Source organism: Pseudomonas sp. LB3P31 (genome assembly GCF_054897945.1).
The window spans coordinates 2,958,762-2,978,493 of the sequence record NZ_CM142710.1 but is presented as its reverse complement, the minus strand read 5'-3'; the positions used below and the strand labels follow the sequence as shown (position 1 = coordinate 2,978,493).

The window sequence follows — 19,732 nt, the reverse complement described above, 5'->3', positions numbered from 1 at the left end:
CAGGCAAGAATGAGCCGTGGCGCAAAGGCCGAAACAGGCTTATTCGGCGCAGTCCTGCTCCTCAATGGTCTGGGTGTGGTTGGTGAATACACAGATGTCGCCGGCGATGCCGAGGGCGGTTTCGACGATTTCCCGGGCGGACAGATCGGTCTTCTTCAACAGCGCGCTAGCGGCGGCCTGGGCGTAACCGCCGCCGGAACCCATGGCGATCAGGCCTTCTTCAGGTTCGACCACGTCGCCGTTGCCGGTGATGATCAGCGAAGCGTCTTTGTTGGCGACTGCCAGCATGGCTTCGAGACGGCTCAGGGTGCGGTCGGTACGCCATTCTTTGGCGAGTTCGACAGCAGCGCGAACCAGGTGACCCTGATGTTTCTCAAGCTGGCCTTCAAACCGCTCGAAGAGGGTGAAAGCGTCAGCCGTGGCCCCGGCAAAACCGGCGATAACCTGACCGTGGTACAGGCGACGAACTTTCTTCGCGTTGCCTTTCATCACGGTATTGCCGAGAGAAACCTGGCCGTCGCCGCCCATGACGACTTTGCCGTGGCGGCGAACTGAAACGATGGTGGTCAAGGGAAGAGTCTCCACGCAGCGGGGCGAAAATGCCTTATGCAAACTCATATGGGGGTGGTGACGGGTTTTTCAACTGTGTGGCGGGAGAGAGGACGAATGGTGGACGATTCGCGGGTGGTGTTGCCTGCACGAATGCCATCGCGGGCAAGCCTTGCTCCCACAGGTCTGTGCGCGCTTGTGGGAACAATGCAGCGGGGGCAAGCCATTTCCCCGTAGATCGATGAGACCCTGTGGGAGCAAGGCTTGCCCGCGATGAACGATAACGCGGTTGTGCTGACGACCTCAGCGGCTCTGGCGTTGTTGTAACAACAGGTTGCTGAAACCGCTGCCTGCCAGTTGTTTCTGCGCCGTAGTCAGCTGCTCACGGTTGCTGAACGGCCCAACCAGCACCCGATACCAGGTCTCGTCCTTCACAGTGCCAGACTCAACCGCCACCGCCTGGCCGAGCAGGATAATCTGCGCGCGAACCTTGTCGGCGTCAGCTTCCTTGCGGAACGATCCGGCCTGCAGGAAGAACTTGGTCACCGGCGCCGCTTTGCTGACCGGCGGCGCTGGTGGCGGGGTAATTCCGGCCAGTGCTGCCTGCGCCCGCGCAGTGTCGATCTTCGCCGCTTGCTCCGGGGTCACCGGAGTGGTCGGAATAGCCGGCACCTGTGGCGTCGGCAGGGTTTTTTCCGGCACGGCGTCGGCAGGCACGATGACTTCCGATTCCGGCAGCAAGGTATAGAAGTCGTATTTCGGCTTCACCGGTTGCGTCGGGCTCGGCGGGGTCTTGTTGGCTTCGGCCATGCGGGTGGCCTTCTGCTGTTCGATCTTCTCGCGCTTGACGCTTTCGCTGCCTTTGCCAGGCTCCAGCTTCATCAGGAAGACGATGAAAGCCCCGACCGTCAGGCCGATCGCCATCCATAGCCATCCCGGGATCGGTTGCTTGGCAGGTGCTTGGTAACGGCTGGCGCCACGCTTGGGTGCAGGTTTTTTCTTGGCAGCCAACTTACATACGCTCCAGAGTTTCCAGACCCAAGAGTTCCAGGCCTTGCTTGAGAGTGCGGCCGGTCAGCGCGGCGAGGCGCAGGCGGCTCTGCATTTGCGCCGGGGTGTCGGCGCTGAGGATCGGGCAGTTCTCGTAGAAGCTGGAGAACAGACCGGCGACATCGTACAGGTACGTGCACAGGATGTGCGGCGTGCCTTTCTCGCAAACGTTATTGAGTACTTCGCCGAACTGCGCCAGCTTGGCCGCGAGCTCGTGCTCGTGGACCGCTTCGAGGGTGATCTGGCCTTCGACTTCGCTGAAGTCCTTGCCCAGCTTGCGGAACACGCCGGCCACTCGGGTGTAGGCGTACAGCAAGTACGGCGCGGTGTTGCCTTCAAAGTTGAGCATCAGGTCGAAGTTGAAGCTGTAGTCGCTGGTGCGGTGCTTGGACAGGTCGGCGTATTTGACCGCGCCGATGCCCACGACCTTGGCGATGTTGCGCAGCTCGGCCTCGGCCAGCTCCGGGTTCTTGTCCTTCACCAGGGTGTAGGCGCGCTCCTGGGCTTCGTTCAGCAGGTCGATCAGCTTTACGGTGCCGCCGTCACGGGTCTTGAACGGACGGCCATCTGCGCCGTTCATGGTGCCGAAGCCCATGTGTTCCATTTCCATCGGGTGCGTCACGAAGCCGGCCTTGCGCGCAACGGCGAACACTTGCTGGAAGTGCAGGGCCTGGCGCTGGTCGACGAAGTACAGCGCACGATCAGCCTTGAGCGTGCCGCTGCGGTAGCGCACGGCCGCGAGGTCGGTGGTGGCGTAGAGGTAACCGCCGTCGGCTTTGACGATGATCACCGGCAGCGGGTCGCCGTCGGCGTTCTTGAACTCGTCGAGAAACACGCACTGGGCGCCGTTGCTCTCCACCAGCATGCCGGCGGCCTTGAGGTCGTTGACCACATTGATCAGGTCGTCGTTGTAGGCGCTTTCGCCCATTACGTCAGCCATGGTCAGTTTGACGTTGAGCAGTTCGTAGATTTTCTGGCAATGGGACAGCGAGATGTCCTTGAACTTGGTCCACAGAGCCAGGCAGTCCGGGTCGCCGGCTTGCAGCTTGACCACCAGACCGCGGGCACGGTCGGCGAATTCTTCGGATTCGTCGAAGCGTCCCTTGGCGGCGCGATAGAAGTTTTCCAGGTCTGACAGCTCGTCGCTGGTGATCGGGTTTTCCTGCAGGTACGCCATCAGCATGCCGAACTGGGTGCCCCAGTCGCCGACGTGGTTCTGGCGAATGACGGTGTCGCCGAGGAATTCGAGGACGCGGGCTACGCCGTCGCCAATGATGGTCGAGCGCAAGTGGCCGACGTGCATTTCCTTGGCGAGGTTGGGCGCGGACAGGTCGACCACGGTGCGCTGGGCGGGGCCGGCCTTGCGCACGCCGATATGTTCGTCGGCCAGGGCGGCGTCCAGGCGCGAGGCCAGGGCCTGGGTGTTCTGGAAGAAATTGAGGAAGCCTGGGCCGGCGATTTCGGTCTTGGTAACGTTTTCGTCGGACGGCAGCGCGGCGATGATTTTTTCCGCCAGGTCGCGCGGTTTCATGCCGGCAGGTTTGGCCAGCATCATGGCGATGTTGCTGGCGAAGTCGCCGTTTTTCTTGTCGCGGGAGTTCTCCACCTGGATCGCCGGCGACAGGCCTTCAGGCAACACACCTTCGTTGACGAGTTGGGTGATGGCTTGTTGGATCAGCTGGCGAATGGTGTCTTTCATGATGCTCTCTTTCGACCGCAAGCGCGGCAGCGCCTGGATGCGCGGGTGGAAAAACTGGGCATTATCCGTGGCAGAGACGGGCTTGCCAACTATAGCGGGCAGGTTATGGATATGTGGTGATAAATCCGCCGCTATCGCGAGCAGGCTCACTCCTACATTGGACTGGCGGTGTTAATGCGCTATTTGCCCCACCATCACTCCTGTAGGAGTGAGCCTGCTCGCGATAGCTATCTTGCATTCAATACAAATCCACGGGATCCACATCCAGCGACCAACGCACCGCCCGCCCACTCGGCATCTGCTCCAGCGCCAGCAACCAGCTGCTCAGCAACCGATGCAGCGGTGCCCGCGCCGTTGCCTGTAATAATAGCTGCGCCCGATACCGGCCTGCGCGGCGCTCCATTGGCGCTGGCACCGGCCCGAGCAACTCGATGCCACTGGAATTCTGTTCCGCCAGGAGGCGCTCGGCCTCGCTGCACGCTTCATCCAGAAAACCTTCAGCCTGCCCGGGCTTATGTGCTTCAGCCCGCAGCAGCGCCAAATGGGCAAACGGTGGCAACCCTGCCGAGCGACGTTCGCTCAACGCCTGCTCGGCAAAGGCGAAATAACCCTGCTCGGTCAACTGCACCAGCAGCGGATGATCCGCCAGGTGAGTCTGGATGATCACTCTGCCCGGCTCTTCAGCCCGTCCCGCACGCCCGGCAACCTGCACGATCAGCTGCGCCATGCGCTCGCTGGCGCGGAAGTCACCGGAAAACAAGCCGCCGTCGGCATCCAGGATCGACACCAGCGTCACCCGGGGAAAGTGATGACCTTTGGCAAGCATCTGCGTGCCCACCAGAATGCATGGCTGGCCCTTCTGGATGGTTGCAAACAACTGATTCATAGCATCCTTGCGCGAGGTGCTGTCGCGGTCGACCCGCAGCACCGGGACATCCGGGAACAGGATCGCCAGGCGTTCCTCCGCACGCTCGGTGCCGGCGCCTACCGGGCGCAAATCCACTTTGCCGCACTTCGGGCAATGCCGGGGCACGCGCTCGACATACCCGCAATGGTGACAGCGCAGTTCGCCGGAGCGCTGGTGCACGGTCATCCGGGCGTCACAACGCTGGCATTCGGACATCCAGCCGCAGTCATGGCACAGCAGGGTCGGGGCAAAGCCACGGCGGTTGAGGAACACCAATACCTGTTGGCCTGCGGCCAGGGTCTGGCCAATGGCCTGTTGCATCGGGCCGGAAATGCCGCTGTCCAGTGGACGGCTTTTAACGTCCAGGCGCAGGAAGCGTGGTTGTTTGGCGCCACCAGCCCGCTCGTTCAGGCGCAACAGTCCATAACGACCGGTGTAGGCGTTGTGCAGGCTTTCCAGCGAAGGCGTGGCCGAGCCAAGGACGATCGGGATGTTTTCCTGGCGGGCGCGCACCAGCGCCAGGTCACGAGCGTGATAACGCAGACCTTCCTGCTGTTTATAGGAGCCATCGTGCTCTTCATCAATGATGATCAGACCAGGATTTTTCATCGGCGTGAACAGTGCCGAACGGGTGCCGATAATGATGTCGGCATCGCCGTCCCGCGCCGCCAGCCAGGCTTCGAGGCGTTCGCGGTCGTTCACGCCCGAATGGATCAGCGCGATGCGCGCATTGAAGCGTTGCTCGAAGCGCGCGAGGGTTTGTGGTCCCAGGTTGATTTCCGGGATCAGTACCAGGGCCTGCTTGCCGGCCTCGAGGGTCTCGCGGATCAGTTGCAGATAGACTTCGGTCTTGCCACTGCCGGTAACACCAGCCAGCAGGAAGGCGTGGTAACTGTCGAAGCCGGCACGAATGGCCTCATAGGCCGCGCGCTGTTCAGGGTTGAGCGGCAGCTCCGGCTGGGCCAGCCAGTGTTCGTGACGGGCTCCCGGGGCGTGCTTGCGGATTTCTACCTGCACCAGGTCCTTGGCCAGCAGCAGGTCCAGGCTGTCCTTGCTCAACATCAGTTTGCTCAGCAACTGATGGGCGACGCCGTGGGGATGCTGGGCGAGGGTGGCCAGGGCTTCGCGCTGACGCGGAGCGCGGGCGATGCGCGGGTCGTCGAGGCTGGCCTCGGGTGCGGCGGACCAGAAACGCTCCTGGCGCGCTTCGGCCAGCTCGCCCTGGCGCAGCAGCACCGGCAGTGCCCAGCTCAGGGTGTCGCCGAGGCTGTGCTGGTAGTATTGCGAGGTCCAGAGGCACAGCTTGAACAGCGCCGGTGGCAGCGGCGCGGTGGCGTCGAGCAGGGCCAGGGCCGGCTTGAGCTTTGCTACTGGCACTTCGCTGGTGTCGGTGACCTCGACCAGGATCCCGATCATCTCCCGCCGGCCGAACGGCACCCGCAGGCGCATGCCCGGTTGCAACTGGGCACGCAGGACCCCGGCCGGAGCACGGTAATCGAACAGGCGGCGCAGGGGCGAAGGCAGGGCTAGGCGCAGAATGGCGTCGGGCACGCGGGGATTCTCTGTGGACGAGCAATAACATAACCTGTGGGAGCGGGCTTGCTCGCGAAAGTGGTGTGTCAGGCGACATTAATGCTGACTGAAACACCGCTTTCGCGAGCAAGCCCGCTCCCACAGGGAGGGTGCTTTGGGTCGGGAGCCTAGCAGACGGTCGGTAGAAGCGACAGCTTGCGTGATTGCGATTGTCTGTTAGAATCCGCGGCCTAATTACGTGCGGTATTCAACAATAGTGTTGAGTGGCGGCACGCTAGCCTGAGGAATACACCATGAAAGCCGATATCCATCCAGCATACGAAACCATCCTGGTAACTTGCAGCTGCGGTAACAAGTTCGAAACTCGTTCGAACCTGTGCAAGCCACTGGGCACTGACGTATGCAACGAGTGCCACCCGTTCTACACCGGTAAGCAGAAGACTCTGGATACTGGCGGCCGTGTACAGCGCTTCGCAGACCGTTTCGGCGCTTTCGGCAAGAAAGCTCCAGCTGCTGCAGAGTAAGGTTGAAGAGCCCCTTGGGCTTTTCCTTGCTGTTGAAAAAGGCGTCCCTCGCGGGCGCCTTTTTTGTGTCCGCGATTTGGCTTCCAGGTGCCCAGGCCTTCTGCCCAGCACCTGCTGGCCTGGCGTCGGCCATGGTGCAGCGGGTGGTGGACGGTGACACATTACGGCTGAGCGACGGCCGTAGTGTGCGGATGATCGGCTTGAATACCCCGGAGCTGGGCAAGCAGGGTCGCACTGACGAGCCATTTGCCGTCGCCGCGCGTAAGCGCCTGGAAGCCCTGGTGGCTGCCAGCGACGGACAGGTCCGCCTGCTTCCCGGTCAGGAAAGCCAGGACCGCTATGGCCGCACCCTCGCCCACGTCTATGGCGCCGATGGTGCCAACCTTGAAGCGCAGATGCTTGCCGAAGGCCTGGGTTTCCAGGTGGCAGTGGCGCCAAATGTTGATTTAGCGGGCTGCCAGCAAGCTGCTGAGCGCAGTGCCCGCGAAGCCCGGCTCGGGGTCTGGCGCCAGTCTCCGGTCGTGGAAGCAGGGCAAATCAGCGCTTCAGGGTTTGTCGTGCTCAGTGGCCATGTGAGCAAGGTTCAGCGCAATGGTGGCGGGGTTTGGATCGAGTTGCAGGATTCGGTTGTACTGCGGGTTGCGCCCAATCTGTTGCGCCAGTTCGATCTGCCGGCGCTGGACAAGCTGCAGGGCAAGCAGGTTGAAGCCCGTGGCTGGGTAGTCGATCGCTCGCGACGTGGCGGACTGAAAAATGGACAAGCACGCTGGTTATTGCCATTAACCGATCCAGCGATGCTGCAGATGGCGCCCTGAGAAAAAATTGTAGACATTTTTCCTGCCGATTGTGAACAGTGTACCCCTTGTGTTCCGTGGCTCTTGGCCCAAAGTCGTAGGGCGGGGCGCTTGACAGGGGTGACCGGTCAGTCTTGTGGGGACTTTACGAGGCGCGTATCCTCGCTGACCAGTCTGTCCAACAGTAAAAGCGGAATGCCCCCATGTCTGATCTGAAAACTGCCGCTCTCGAATATCACGCCCATCCTCGTCCAGGGAAGCTGAGTGTCGAGCTCACCAAGGCCACCGCTACCGCCCGCGACCTGTCGCTGGCCTACAGCCCCGGCGTAGCCGAACCAGTACGCGAAATCGCCCGCGATCCTGAACTGGCCTACAAATACACCGGTAAAGGCAACCTGGTTGCAGTCATTTCCGATGGCACCGCGATTCTCGGCCTGGGTAACCTCGGCCCATTGGCCTCCAAGCCAGTGATGGAAGGTAAAGGCGTGCTGTTCAAGCGTTTCGCCGGCATCGACGTGTTCGACATCGAAGTCGACTCCGAAAGCCCGCAAGCCTTCATCGACACCGTCAAGCGCATCTCCATCACTTTCGGTGGCATCAACCTGGAAGACATCAAGGCGCCTGAGTGCTTTGAAATCGAGCGCGCGCTGATCGAACAGTGCGACATTCCGGTATTCCACGATGACCAGCACGGCACCGCGATCGTTACCGCGGCCGGCATGATCAACGCCCTGGAAATCGCCGGCAAGACCCTGGCCGAAGCCAAGATCGTCTGCCTGGGCGCCGGTGCTGCTGCCATCTCCTGCATGAAATTGCTGGTGAGCATGGGCGCCAACATCGAAAACATCTACATGGTTGACCGTACTGGCGTGATCCACTCCGGCCGTGACGACCTGAACCAGTACAAGGCTGTGTTCGCTCACGCAACCGAGAAGCGCACCCTGGCTGACGCCCTGCAAGGTGCTGACGTGTTCGTCGGCCTGTCCGGCCCGAACCTGCTGAGCGCTGAAGGCCTGCTGTCGATGGCGCCTAACCCGATCGTGTTCGCCTGCTCGAACCCGGACCCGGAGATCTCCCCGGAACTGGCGCACGCCACTCGTGATGACGTGATCATGGCCACTGGCCGCTCGGACTACCCGAACCAGGTCAACAACGTGCTGGGCTTCCCGTTCATCTTCCGCGGTGCCCTGGACGTTCGCGCCAAGCGCATCAACGAAGAAATGAAAGTGGCTGCGGCCAACGCCCTGCGTGAACTGGCCAAACTGCCAGTGCCTCAGGAAGTGTGCGACGCCTATGGCGGCATCAAGCTGGAATTCGGTCGTGAGTACATCATCCCGAAACCAATGGATGCTCGCCTGATCACCCTGATCTCCGATGCCGTGGCCAAGGCCGCGATCGAGACTGGCGTAGCGACCCTGCCGTATCCGAAGAACTACCCGCTGAAAAGCGTGGATGATGTGTTTAACGGCTAAGCCGTAGCGCACAGAAAAACCCGGCCATTGGCCGGGTTTTTTATTGTCTGAAAGTCAAAAGATCGCAGCCTTCGGCAGCTCCTACAGAGAAACGCGTTCCCATGTAGGAGCTGCCGAAGGCTGCGATCTTTTGATCTTCGCTGTAACAAAAAGCCCCGCGCTTCTCTCGAAGGCGGGGCTTTTGTTTGCATTGCCCGATCAGAACAAATCGATCGGCGCCGCTTCATCTGCCGGCAGCGGGCTGCCTGGAGCAGAGCCGCTTCCCAGCTCGCTGCCCGATGGCGGCGTGTCTTCGGCCTTGAACAGCTCGAAGTAGGCGCCAGGTGTGCCTGGGGAGGCTGCGCGGCCGGTGACCGGGTCAACCCGCAGGCTCAGGATGCCTTCAGGCTCGGGCAGGGTATGCGGTGGCTTGTCCTTGAGCGCGGCGGCCATGTAGTTCATCCAGATCGGCAGCGCGACGGTGCCGCCGAATTCCTTGCGGCCGAGGCTTTCAGGCTGGTCGAAGCCGGTCCACACGGTGGTCACGTAATCGGCGTTGTAGCCGGAGAACCAGGCGTCCTTGGATTCGTTGGTGGTACCGGTTTTCCCGGCGATGTCGCTACGGCCCAGGGCCAATGCACGGCGGCCGGTACCGCGCTTGATCACGTCCTCAAGCATGCTGTTGAGAATGTAGGTGGTGCGGCCGTCGACGATGCGTTCAGCCACTGCCGGTGTTTGTGCGGGCTGGGCGCTGGAAGCGTCCGCAGGCGTTGCGTTGACCGTGATGGCGCTGGCCGCAGGCGCTGCGATGCCATCGCTGGCGACCTCACCCTTGGGCACGCTCGGCGGGTTGGCGGCGAACAGCAGGTCACCGTTGCGGCTCTCGACTTTTTCGATCCAGTACGGGACGACTTTGTAACCGCCGTTGGCGAAAGTGCTCCAGCCGGTAGCGATTTCCATCGGCGTCAAAGTTGCGGTGCCGAGGGCCAGAGAAAGGTTGCGCGGCAGGTCCTCTTTTTTGAAGCCGAACTTGCTGATGTAGTCGATGGTGCGGTCGATGCCCAGCGCTTGCACCAGGCGGATCGACACCAGATTGCGCGACTTGTACAAGCCTTCGCGCAGGCGAATCGGGCCGAGGAAGGTGTTGGTGTCGTTCTTCGGACGCCAGACCTTGTCCAGGTACTCGTCGACGAACACGATCGGTGCGTCGTTCACCAGGCTGGCTGCGGTATAGCCATTATCCAGCGCTGCGCTGTAGACGAATGGCTTGAAGCTCGAACCCGGCTGGCGCTTGGCCTGCATGGCGCGGTTGTAATTGCTCTGCTCGAAAGCAAAACCACCCACGAGCGAGCGAATGGCGCCGTTTTGCGGATCGAGGGACACCAGCGCGCCCTGGGCCTGGGGGATCTGACTGAATTTCAACGAGTTGTCAGGTTGGCGCTGCACGCGAATCAGATCGCCGACCTGGGCAACATCGGCTGGCTGCTTCGGGTTGGCGCCCATGCTGTTGGTGTTGAGGAATGGTCGCGCCCATTTCATCGTGTCCCAGCTGACGGTTTCCTCGCCGGTGCGCGTCAGCACCTGCAGGCCATTTTTGTCGACCTGGGTGACGATGGCGGGCTCCAGGCTGCTGATGGTGCGTTGCTTGGTCAGTTCGGTAGCCCAGGCCTCGCGGGTCTTGCCTGGCAGGCGCGATTCGGGGCCGCGATACCCGTGGCGCTGATCGTAAGTCATCAAGCCTTCGTGCAGCGCCGTGTTGGCCATTTCCTGCAGGTTGCTCGGCACCGTGGTGGTCACGCGGAAACCTTCGGTATAGGCGTCGCTGCCATAACGGCCGACCATTTCAGCACGGGCCATCTCGGCAATGTAGGGCGCGTTCACTTCCGGCGTCGGTACGTGATAGCTGGCGTTCAGCGGCTCATTGATCGCGGCGGTGTAGTCGGCCTCGTTGATCTTGCCGAGCTTGTACATGCGCCCCAGGATCCAGTCGCGACGTTCCTTGCTGCGGGCCGGGTTGGCCAGCGGGTTGAAGCGTGAGGGGGCTTTTGGCAGGCCGGCAATCATCGCCATCTGCGCCAGGCTGACGTCACGAATCGACTTGCCGTAGTACACCTGCGCAGCGGCTTCGATGCCGTAGGCGCGGTTGCCCAGGTAAATCTTGTTAACGTACAGCTCGAGGATTTCGTCTTTGGTCAGCTGGCGTTCAATCTCCAGGGCCAACAGGATTTCGGTGGTTTTGCGCGAGAAACTGCGCTCGCTGGTGAGGAAGAAGTTCTTCGCTACCTGCATGGTGATGGTGCTGCCGCCGGACTGGATATGGCCACTTTTCACCAGTTGGGTCGCGGCACGCATCAAGCTGCTCGGGTCGACGCCGTAATGGTGGGCAAAATTGTCGTCTTCAGCACTTAGTAACGCATTGATGAAATTCGGCGGAATGTCGGCGAAACGGATCGGAGTCCGGCGCATTTCGCCAAACTCTGCAATTAACTTGTCGTCGCTGCTGTATACCCGTAGTGGAATCTGCAACTGGATGCTTCTCAGTGCCTCCACAGACGGCAAACCGGGACTAAGGTAAAGATAGGCGCCGCTCAGACTCAGGAGCAGTCCGCAGAAAACGGCGACGATGGACCAACCGAAAAATTTCAGCAGACGAATCAAGGCTTTTGGACATCCAGGGCAAAGAATGAGTTTGGCATCAGGGGCACTGAAAAAGGTGACGCCCCGAGCTTGGAGAAAAACTGGTAAAAAATCGCTGGGCATTATAAGCATTTTTCAGTCGCGGGGCGTCATTTGCGCTGTTGTCAAGACGGGCGGGTTGAACGCAATGGACATTACAGAGTCCGTAACTCACGGATAGTCATAGGGAATGGGTAGTGCTGGGACTCTTCAATAAAAAGGCCAATACGCTACTGGGGATCGACATCAGCTCCACGTCGGTGAAGCTTCTGGAGTTAAGTCGTCAAGGCGAGCGCTACCGGGTTGAGGCCTATGCGGTCGAGCCGCTGCCCGCCAATGCAGTCATTGAAAAAAATATCGCTGAACTCGAAGGCGTCGGGCAGGCGTTGTCGCGCGTGCTGCTCAAGGCCAAGACCAATCTGCGCAACGTTGCCGTAGCGGTCGCCGGCTCGGCCGTGATTACCAAGACGATCGAGATGGATGCCGGGCTGTCCGACGACGAGATGGAAAACCAGCTCAAGATCGAAGCCGATCAATACATTCCCTATCCATTGGACGAAGTCGCCATCGACTTCGAAGTCCAGGGTCCTTCGGTGCGCAATCCCGCACGAGTCAATGTGCTGCTGGCAGCCTGCCGCAAGGAAAACGTCGAAGTGCGTGAAGCAGCCCTGGCGCTGGCTGGCCTGACTGCTCGTGTGGTCGATGTCGAGGCCTATGCGCTGGAACGCTCGTTCGGCTTGTTGACCGGGCATCTGACCGCCACCCAGGGGCAGTTGACCGTCGCCGTGGTCGATATCGGTGCGACCATGACCACCCTCAGCGTGTTGCACAAAGGGCGGATCATCTACACCCGCGAGCAACTGTTCGGTGGCCGCCAGCTGACTGAGGAAATCCAGCGCCGTTATGGCCTGACCCTCGAACAGGCAGGCCTGGCGAAAAAGCAGGGTGGTCTGCCGGACGATTACGTCACTGAGGTATTGCAGCCGTTTCGCGACGCGCTGGTGCAGCAGGTCTCCCGCTCATTGCAATTTTTCTTCGCGTCCGGCCAATACAACTCGGTAGACCACATTCTTCTGGCGGGAGGGACTGCCTCGGTCCCAGGCTTGGACCGCTTGATCGAAAAGCGCCTGAACACGCCGACCCAGGTCGCCAACCCCTTCTCCGACATGATCCTGAGCAGCAAGGTCAACGCCGGCGCCCTGGCGAGTGATGCGCCGGCGCTGATGATCGCTTGCGGGCTGGCGCTCAGGAGTTTTGACTGATGGCACGGATCAATCTTTTACCCTGGCGCGAAGAGTTGCGCGAAGAGCGGCGCAAGCGCTTCCTGTTGACCCTCGTCGGAGTGCTGGTGGGCTCGGTGGGCGCGGTTCTGATCGCCGATCAGGTCATCAGCGCCGCTATCGACCGGCAAGTCGCGCGCAACGATTACATCGGCAAACAGATTGCCGTAGTCGATGGGCGAATCAAGCAGATCAGCGAGTTGAAGGCGCGCCGCCAGCAGTTGGTCGAGCGCATGCGCATCATCCAGGACCTTCAGGGAAATCGGCCGATCAGCGGGCGGATCTTCGATCAACTGGCGCGCACGTTGCCGGACGGCGTGTATTTCACCGAAGTGAAAATGGTCGGCAACACCTTGTCCATCACCGGCGCTGCGGAGTCCAACAATCGCGTGTCTGACCTGATGCGCAATCTCGACGGCTCCGACTGGTTTGATGCTCCCAGCCTCACCGAGGTCAAGGCCACTACAGCAGGTCAGCTCGACCAGGCGAATATCTTCCAGTTGACGGTGCGCCAGACCCAGCCGGCCGCCGTGGAGGACGCTAAATGAGTCCTTCCGAATGGTTCGCCGGCTTGCGTAATGTCGATATCAACGACCTGGACACCAATAACATCGGCTCCTGGCCGCCGGCAATCAAGGCGATCGCGGCCGGGCTGCTGATGGCGCTGGTACTGGCTCTGGGGTATCACTTCTACCTCAGCGACCTGGAAGGCCAGCTGGACAGCAAGCGCGAGGAAGAGCTGACGCTCAAGGAGCAGTTCGCAACCAAGGCCCGCCTGGCGGCAAACCTTGAGCTGTACACCCAGCAGATGAAAGAGATGGAGAACTCCTTCGGCGTATTGCTGCGCCAGTTGCCCAGCGACACCGAGGTGCCGGGACTGCTGGAGGACATCACGCGTACCGGGCTCGGCAGCGGACTCGAGTTCGAAGAGATCAAGCTGCTGCCGGAGGTCACCCAACAGTTCTACATCGAGCTGCCGATACAGATTACGGTCACCGGTGCTTATCACGACCTGGCCACATTCGTCAGCGGCGTGGCCGGTTTGCCCCGGATCGTCACGCTGCACGACTTCGACATCGCTGCAGGCAATCCGGAAGGCGGACCCAGGTTACGCATGAGCATCCTGGCCAAGACCTACCGCTATAACGACAAGGGGGCGCCGAAATGAGCCCGGTTCGTTATGGCGCAATGCTGATCGTTTTGCTCGGGTTGGCAGGTTGTGGCAAAGGCGACGACGTCAGCGACCTCGATGCCTATATGAATGAAGTGCGCCTGCGGCCGCCCGGCAAGATAGAGCCGGCGCCGACATTTCAGTCCTACCCGACGTTCACCTACAGCGCCGCCAATCTTCGGAGTCCGTTTTCCCGGCAGATCAAGGTTGACCTGGCAGGTCAGAAACAGGGTGCACGCAACGTCAAGCCTGACCTCGCCCGGGTCAAGCAGTACCTGGAAGGTTTCAATATCGAGCAGTTTGAAATGGTTGGCACCATCTCCAACGCAGCGGGCTCCTTCGCGCTGTTGCGCGGGGCAGGCGGCGTGCATCGGCTGAAAGTCGGTGACTATCTGGGGCGCAACGATGGACGGATTGTCGCGATCAGCGGCTCGCAAGTCGAAGTGGTGGAAATCGTTCCCGACGGCCAAGGCGCCTGGCTGGAACGGCCGCGGACCATACCTTTGAAAGAGCACTCATAGTGGGACTCGAATAATGAACAGGATTTTCTCAGCCCTCGGTATTTCGCTATGGATAGCGTTGCTTTCGCCGATGGTACAAGCGGCCAATCTCAAAGCGCTGGATGTAGCGGCGCTGCCCGGGGATCGCATCGAGTTGAAGCTGTCCTTCGATAGCGCTCCCCCTGCGCCCAAAGGCTATACCACCGAGTCACCGGCGCGGATTGCGCTCGACCTGCCCGGCGTAGTCAGTCAGCTGACAAGCAAAACCCGCGACCTGGGCGGCGGCAATGCGCGCACTGCCACGGTAGTGGAAGCCACGGATCGCACACGGCTGATCATCAACCTGACGCAGTTAGCCCCCTATTCCTCGCGGGTTGAAGGCAACAACTTGTTTGTCGTGGTCGGCCAGGGCGCGAGCAAGCCTGCCTCCAGGCCTGCCGACAGCACTCCGCGTGCGGTCACTTCGCCAGCCCCGGCAAAGGCCTACGCGCCGGTAGCCAAGGCGATTCGTGGAGTTGATTTCCAGCGCGGCACCCAAGGTGAAGGCAATGTGGTGATTGACCTCTCCGATCCTTCCATTGCCCCGGACATTCAAGAGCGCGAGGGCAAGGTCATCCTCAGCTTCGCCCGCACCCAGTTGCCTGAGTCCCTGCGAGTGCGCCTGGACGTCAAGGACTTCGCCACCCCGGTGCAGTTCGTCAACGCCAGTGCCACCGGCGATCGCGCGACGATCAGCATTGAGCCCAGCGGCGCGTTCGACTACTCGACCTACCAGACCGACAACAAGCTGACCGTCAGCATTCGGCCAATGACTGTCGACGACCTGCAAAAACGCAACGCCGAGCGATTCGCCTACAGCGGCGAAAAGCTCTCGCTGAATTTCCAGGACATTGACGTGCGCTCGGTACTGCAGCTGATCGCCGACTTCACCAATCTCAACCTGGTGGCCAGTGACACGGTGCAGGGAGGGATCACCTTGCGCCTGCAGAACGTGCCGTGGGACCAGGCGCTGGACCTGGTGCTCAAGACCAAGGGCCTGGACAAACGCATGATCGGCAACGTCCTGCTGGTGGCGCCGGCGGAAGAAATTTCCGCCCGCGAGCGCCAGGAATTGGAGTCGCAGAAGCAGATTGCCGAACTGGCGCCCCTGCGTCGTGAGCTGCTGCAGGTCAACTACGCCAAGGCTGCGGACATCGCCAAACTGTTCCAGTCGGTGACCAGCGCCGAAGCGAAGACCGACGAGCGTGGCTCGATCACCGTCGATGAACGTACCAACAACATCATCGCCTACCAGACCCAGGACCGCCTCGACGAGCTGCGCCGGATCGTTGCCCAGCTGGATATCCCCGTGCGCCAGGTGATGATCGAGGCGCGAATCGTCGAAGCCAACGTCGACTATGACAAGAGTCTCGGGGTGCGCTGGGGCGGTTCGGTGCAGAAGGGCAACTGGAATTCGTCTGGCGTCAACGGCTCGTCCACCACGATCGGTACGCCGGGAAGTACCGGGACCAATTCGCCGTTCGTCGACATGGGCACTTCGGCCAGTACCTCGGGAATCGGGATCGCCTTTATCACCGATAATGTATTGCTCGACCTGGAACTGTCAGCGATGGAAAAAACCGGCAACGGTGAAATCGTCTCGCAACCCAAGGTCGTTACGTCCGACAAGGAAACCGCAAAAATCCTCAAGGGCACCGAGATTCCCTATCAGGAAGCCAGCTCCAGCGGTGCTACGTCGGTGGCGTTCAAAGAGGCTTCGCTGTCGCTGGAAGTGACCCCGCAGATCACCCCGGATAACCGGATCATCATGGAGGTCAAGGTCACCAAGGACGAGCCGGATTACCTGAACAAGGTGCAGGATGTACCGCCGATCAAGAAAAACGAAGTCAACGCCAAGGTCCTGGTCAACGACGGCGAGACCATCGTCATTGGGGGGGTTTTCTCAAATACTCAGAGCAAGGTTGTAGATAAGGTGCCATTTCTTGGCGATGTGCCGTATCTTGGCCGCCTTTTCCGGCGTGACGTGGTTTCGGAGAAAAAATCCGAGCTGTTGGTGTTTCTCACACCGCGTATCATGAATAACCAGGCGATTGCTGTGAGTCGTTGATTCTGTGCGAAATTTGATTCTTGTAGGACCGATGGGTGCTGGCAAAAGCACCATCGGCCGGTTGCTGGCCAAAGAGCTGCGCCTGCCATTCAAAGATTCCGATAAGGAAATTGAATTGCGCACGGGCGCCAATATCCCATGGATTTTCGATAAGGAAGGCGAGCCGGGCTTTCGCGACCGCGAGCAGGCGATGATTGCCGAGCTGTGCGCGTGCGATGGCGTGGTGCTGGCGACCGGTGGTGGCGCAGTCATGCGCGAAGCCAATCGTCGGGCGTTGCACGCCGGCGGGCGAGTGGTCTATCTGCACGCATCGGTTGAGCAGCAGGTGGGGCGCACGGCCCGCGACCGTAATCGGCCACTGTTGCGCACGGCGGACCCGGCCAAGACCCTGCGGGATCTGCTGGCGATCCGCGATCCGCTTTATCGGGAAATCGCCGATCTGGTGGTGGAAACCGATGAGCGGCCGCCGCGCATGGTGGTGCTTGATATCCTCGAACGCTTGCAGCAACTGCCTCCCCGTTAAAGCGCGGCGCGAAATGCGCTATCCTCGGCGTCCTGTCATCGTCGCTGGGGAATGTGGCAGATGGCTACCGAACGGCGTCACACCAGCAGATGCCGCGCAATTGATAATTCAAGGCAAAGGCGCCTGATTTCATCTTCACTGTGGGGACACATGCAGACACTCAAGGTCGATCTAGGCGAGCGCAGCTACCCGATTCATATTGGCGAAGGTTTGTTGGATCAGCCTGAGCTGCTGGCCCCGCACATTCGCGGACGGCAAGTGGCGATCATTTCCAATGAGACCGTCGCGCCGCTCTATCTCGAACGTCTGACCCGCAGCCTCGCGCAGTTCTCGGTGATTTCCGTGGTGCTGCCGGACGGTGAAGCCTTCAAGACCTGGGAAACCCTGCAACTGATCTTCGACGGGCTGCTGAACGCACGCCACGATCGCCGCACCACTGTCATCGCTCTGGGTGGCGGGGTTATCGGCGATATGGCCGGCTTTGCGGCTGCCTGCTATCAGCGCGGCGTCGATTTCATCCAGGTGCCTACCACGTTGCTGTCGCAGGTCGATTCGTCGGTTGGCGGCAAGACCGGCATCAACCATCCGCTGGGCAAGAACATGGTCGGCGCCTTCTACCAGCCGAACGTGGTGCTGATTGACACGACTTCCCTGAACACCTTGCCGCCCCGCGAACTCTCCGCCGGGCTGGCCGAGGTTATCAAGTACGGGCTGATCTGCGACGAGCCGTTCCTCACCTGGCTCGAAGATAACGTCGATAGCCTGCGCGCCCTCGACCAGACAGCCCTGACTTACGCAATCCAGCGCTCCTGCGCGGCCAAGGCCGCCGTGGTCGGTGCCGACGAGAAGGAAACCGGCGTGCGTGCCACGTTGAACCTCGGGCACACCTTCGGCCACGCCATCGAAACGCATATGGGCTATGGTGTCTGGCTACATGGTGAGGCGGTGGCTGCTGGCACCGTAATGGCGTTGGAAATGTCCTCGCGCCTGGGCTGGATCAGCGAGCAGGAACGCGATCGTGGCATCCGCCTGTTCCAGCGTGCCGGCCTGCCGGTCATCCCACCTGAAGTGATGACTGAAGCCGATTTTCTCGAACATATGGCAATTGACAAGAAAGTGATCGACGGTCGTTTGCGCCTGGTGCTGCTGCGCCACATGGGCGAAGCGGTGGTGACCGACGATTATCCGAAAGAGGTTCTACAGGCCACGCTGGGAGCGGATTACCGCGCCCTGGCTCAGCTTAAAGGTTAATAAGATCCCGATGACTAGTTTGCACGCCGACGAGGCTTTCCTCGGCCATTACCAGTTGAGTCACGACCCTTTCGCTCCGCGGGTGCCTGGCTTCAAATTCTTCCCTGCCCAGCGCAAGCCGGTGTTGGGTCAACTGCATCATCTGGCGCGCTACAGCCAGTTGCTGCTGGTCGTGACTGGCCCGCAAGGCAGTGGCAAGACCCTGTTGCGCCAGGCTCTGGTGGCCAGTACCAACAAGCAGTCGGTGCAGAGCGTGGTGGTTTCCGCCCGTGGCGCTGGCGATGCTGCCGGTGTGCTGCGTCAGGTGGCCCAGGCACTGAATGTTGCCCAGGCGGAACCTGGCGCGATTCTGTCGCAAGTGGTGCAGTTGGCACTTACCGGGCAGGAAGTCTATCTGCTGGTGGACGACGCCGAGCAGCTCGACGAGTCTGCGCTGGACGCCTTGCTGGCTCTGGCCGCTGGCGCGCCTGAAGGTCGCCCGCATGTGTTTCTGTTCGGCGAGTCGTCGTTGATCGCGCAACTCGATGCGTTGAGCCTGGAAGAAGAGCGTTTCCACGTCATCGAGTTGCAGCCGTACAGTGAGGAAGAAACCCGCGAATATCTCGAGCAGCGGCTTGAAGGCGCTGGTCGGGGTATCGAACTTTTCACTGCTAATCAGATCTCTGATATTCACGAAAGCTCGGACGGCTGGCCTGGCAACATCAACCAGGTCGCCCGCGATGCGATGATCGAAGCCATGATTGCCAGCCGCTCAGCGGTGAAGCGTCCAAGTATGGGGTTCAACATGCCGAAGAAACACGTATTGGCGATTTCCGCCGTAGTCGTGGTCGCGGTAGCCGCCGCCTGGTTGATGCCGGGTCGCAGCAAAGCACCGACCACTGGCGCTCCTGCCAATGAACAAGCGCAATTGCCGCTCGGCCAGGGCGCACCGCAACCCAACGGCAGCGGCGCTCCAGCCGTCGAGTTCGCCGGTAACTCGCAACCGATGCCTTTGCCGCTGGTCGGCAACTCGCAACCGGTCATGCGCGGGCCGTTGGCCGAAGCTGCAGGTGGCATCACCGAAGGCGACGATGGCGTGCCGGTTGAAGGCTCCAGTGCTTCGCCGCCGACCGTAACCACGACTGCGCCGCCAGCCGGCGTCCAGCCAGGCCCGGCGCCGACTGCGGCCGCCAAGCCAGCTCCGGCCCCGACCCAGATCGCGACTGCCAAGCCTGCTCCGGTGCCTGCTGCCAAGCCAGCTCCAGCGCCAGTCAAGCCTGCCGTGGTCGCTACCGCCAAACCCGCCGAGAAGCCAGCTGCCGCGCCTGCAAAAGCTGCCGGTGGCACCTGGTACGCCGGGCAGCCTACGAGCAACTACGTGGTGCAGATCCTCGGCACCAGCTCCGAAGCGTCCGCGCAAAACTTCGTGAAAGAGCAGGGCGGCGAGTACCGTTATTTCAAGAAAGTGCTGAACGGCAAGCCGCTCTATGTGATCACCTACGGCAACTTCGCCAACCGTGATGCAGCCCTATCCGCCATCAAGGCCTTGCCAGCGAAGGTTCAGGCTGGTAAACCTTGGCCTCGCACTGTCGCCAGCGTCCAACAGGAACTGGCAACAACTCGCTGAAGATTCGGCGGCCTTACCCAGGCCGCCTCTCCCGGCACCTCAAAATTTCCGCTTGTGCGCGCCGTCTCTAAAGACTGCGTGCCTTGTGGTGTCTGCGTCACAGTAGTCTTT

16 protein-coding genes are annotated in these 19,732 nt (G+C 61.0%); 11 read left to right on the top strand and 5 right to left on the bottom strand.

The annotated features are described in order from the left end of the window. Window positions 1-39: 39 nt before the first annotated feature. From hslV to ACYZTK_RS13470, 4 genes are all read right to left on the bottom strand, one after another. The gene (gene hslV / locus ACYZTK_RS13485; RefSeq protein WP_007948954.1) at window positions 40-570 is read right to left on the bottom strand and encodes an ATP-dependent protease subunit HslV; all 531 of its coding nucleotides are present in this window, start codon (window positions 568-570) and stop codon (window positions 40-42) included. A 282-nt stretch (window positions 571-852) separates the two neighbouring features. Then, window positions 853-1,560: an SPOR domain-containing protein gene (locus tag ACYZTK_RS13480; RefSeq protein ID WP_462010354.1), complete on the bottom strand. Its 708-nt coding sequence runs from the start codon at window positions 1,558-1,560 to the stop codon at window positions 853-855. A gap of 1 nt (window position 1,561) precedes the next feature. Further along, window positions 1,562-3,298 carry an arginine--tRNA ligase gene (gene argS / locus ACYZTK_RS13475; protein WP_462010353.1) on the bottom strand — a complete coding sequence of 579 codons (1,737 nt, stop codon included), beginning with the start codon at window positions 3,296-3,298 and terminating at the stop codon, window positions 1,562-1,564. A gap of 238 nt (window positions 3,299-3,536) precedes the next feature. Then, window positions 3,537-5,756 carry a primosomal protein N' gene (locus ACYZTK_RS13470; RefSeq protein WP_462010352.1) on the bottom strand — a complete coding sequence of 740 codons (2,220 nt, stop codon included), beginning with the start codon at window positions 5,754-5,756 and terminating at the stop codon, window positions 3,537-3,539. 275 nt (window positions 5,757-6,031) lie between these two features. Between ACYZTK_RS13470 and rpmE the strand changes: the two genes are divergently transcribed. The 3 genes from rpmE to ACYZTK_RS13455 all read left to right on the top strand — a co-directional run bounded on the left by rpmE (window position 6,032) and on the right by ACYZTK_RS13455 (window position 8,528). Continuing rightward, window positions 6,032-6,262 carry a 50S ribosomal protein L31 gene (rpmE, locus tag ACYZTK_RS13465; protein ID WP_045061944.1) on the top strand — a complete coding sequence of 77 codons (231 nt, stop codon included), beginning with the start codon at window positions 6,032-6,034 and terminating at the stop codon, window positions 6,260-6,262. Window positions 6,263-6,276: 14 nt separating this feature from the next. Next, window positions 6,277-7,077 carry a thermonuclease family protein gene (locus ACYZTK_RS13460; protein WP_462010351.1) on the top strand — a complete coding sequence of 267 codons (801 nt, stop codon included), beginning with the start codon at window positions 6,277-6,279 and terminating at the stop codon, window positions 7,075-7,077. 182 nt (window positions 7,078-7,259) lie between these two features. Further along, entirely contained in the window at window positions 7,260-8,528 is a 1,269-nt protein-coding gene (locus ACYZTK_RS13455) for a malic enzyme-like NAD(P)-binding protein (RefSeq protein WP_462010350.1), read from the top strand. Between the two features lie 198 nt (window positions 8,529-8,726). Here the strand turns inward: ACYZTK_RS13455 and ACYZTK_RS13450 are convergent, their stop codons facing one another. Continuing rightward, window positions 8,727-11,162: a penicillin-binding protein 1A gene (locus ACYZTK_RS13450; protein ID WP_462014902.1), complete on the bottom strand. Its 2,436-nt coding sequence runs from the start codon at window positions 11,160-11,162 to the stop codon at window positions 8,727-8,729. A gap of 218 nt (window positions 11,163-11,380) precedes the next feature. Here ACYZTK_RS13450 and ACYZTK_RS13445 point away from each other — a divergent pair, with 218 nt between their 5' ends. From ACYZTK_RS13445 to ACYZTK_RS13410, 8 genes are all read left to right on the top strand, one after another. After that, window positions 11,381-12,445, top strand: a complete 1,065-nt coding sequence (locus tag ACYZTK_RS13445; protein ID WP_462010349.1) for a pilus assembly protein PilM — start codon at window positions 11,381-11,383, stop codon at window positions 12,443-12,445. Then, a complete protein-coding gene (locus tag ACYZTK_RS13440; RefSeq protein WP_462010348.1) occupies window positions 12,445-13,011 on the top strand; it encodes a PilN domain-containing protein in 567 nt (188 codons plus the stop codon). The genes ACYZTK_RS13445 and ACYZTK_RS13440 overlap by 1 nt, the downstream gene beginning before the upstream one ends. Beyond that, complete coding sequence (gene pilO / locus ACYZTK_RS13435; RefSeq protein WP_462010347.1) at window positions 13,008-13,631, top strand: type 4a pilus biogenesis protein PilO; 624 nt, start codon at window positions 13,008-13,010, stop codon at window positions 13,629-13,631. The genes ACYZTK_RS13440 and pilO overlap by 4 nt, the downstream gene beginning before the upstream one ends. Continuing rightward, window positions 13,628-14,155 carry a pilus assembly protein PilP gene (locus ACYZTK_RS13430; protein WP_462010346.1) on the top strand — a complete coding sequence of 176 codons (528 nt, stop codon included), beginning with the start codon at window positions 13,628-13,630 and terminating at the stop codon, window positions 14,153-14,155. The genes pilO and ACYZTK_RS13430 overlap by 4 nt, the downstream gene beginning before the upstream one ends. Before the next feature lie 13 nt (window positions 14,156-14,168). Continuing rightward, the gene (pilQ, locus tag ACYZTK_RS13425; protein WP_462010345.1) at window positions 14,169-16,241 is read left to right on the top strand and encodes a type IV pilus secretin PilQ; all 2,073 of its coding nucleotides are present in this window, start codon (window positions 14,169-14,171) and stop codon (window positions 16,239-16,241) included. A 4-nt stretch (window positions 16,242-16,245) separates the two neighbouring features. After that, window positions 16,246-16,764, top strand: a complete 519-nt coding sequence (gene aroK / locus ACYZTK_RS13420) for a shikimate kinase AroK (protein ID WP_032830073.1) — start codon at window positions 16,246-16,248, stop codon at window positions 16,762-16,764. Window positions 16,765-16,914: 150 nt separating this feature from the next. Beyond that, complete coding sequence (aroB, locus tag ACYZTK_RS13415; RefSeq protein ID WP_462010344.1) at window positions 16,915-18,015, top strand: 3-dehydroquinate synthase; 1,101 nt, start codon at window positions 16,915-16,917, stop codon at window positions 18,013-18,015. 10 nt (window positions 18,016-18,025) lie between these two features. Continuing rightward, window positions 18,026-19,621: an AAA family ATPase gene (locus tag ACYZTK_RS13410; RefSeq protein ID WP_462010343.1), complete on the top strand. Its 1,596-nt coding sequence runs from the start codon at window positions 18,026-18,028 to the stop codon at window positions 19,619-19,621. Window positions 19,622-19,732 lie beyond the last annotated feature (111 nt).

What these genes read in the sequence shown, in the direction of transcription:
- argS (WP_462010353.1), bottom strand. Translation starts at nt 3,298, where the DNA reads ATGAAAGACACCATTCGCCAGCTGATCCAACAAGCCATCACCCAACTC.
- rpmE (WP_045061944.1), top strand. Translation starts at nt 6,032, where the DNA reads ATGAAAGCCGATATCCATCCAGCATACGAAACCATCCTGGTAACTTGC.
- ACYZTK_RS13455 (WP_462010350.1), top strand. Translation starts at nt 7,260, where the DNA reads ATGTCTGATCTGAAAACTGCCGCTCTCGAATATCACGCCCATCCTCGT.
- ACYZTK_RS13440 (WP_462010348.1), top strand. Translation starts at nt 12,445, where the DNA reads ATGGCACGGATCAATCTTTTACCCTGGCGCGAAGAGTTGCGCGAAGAG.
- pilO (WP_462010347.1), top strand. Translation starts at nt 13,008, where the DNA reads ATGAGTCCTTCCGAATGGTTCGCCGGCTTGCGTAATGTCGATATCAAC.
- ACYZTK_RS13430 (WP_462010346.1), top strand. Translation starts at nt 13,628, where the DNA reads ATGAGCCCGGTTCGTTATGGCGCAATGCTGATCGTTTTGCTCGGGTTG.
- pilQ (WP_462010345.1), top strand. Translation starts at nt 14,169, where the DNA reads ATGAACAGGATTTTCTCAGCCCTCGGTATTTCGCTATGGATAGCGTTG.
- aroB (WP_462010344.1), top strand. Translation starts at nt 16,915, where the DNA reads ATGCAGACACTCAAGGTCGATCTAGGCGAGCGCAGCTACCCGATTCAT.
- ACYZTK_RS13410 (WP_462010343.1), top strand. Translation starts at nt 18,026, where the DNA reads ATGACTAGTTTGCACGCCGACGAGGCTTTCCTCGGCCATTACCAGTTG.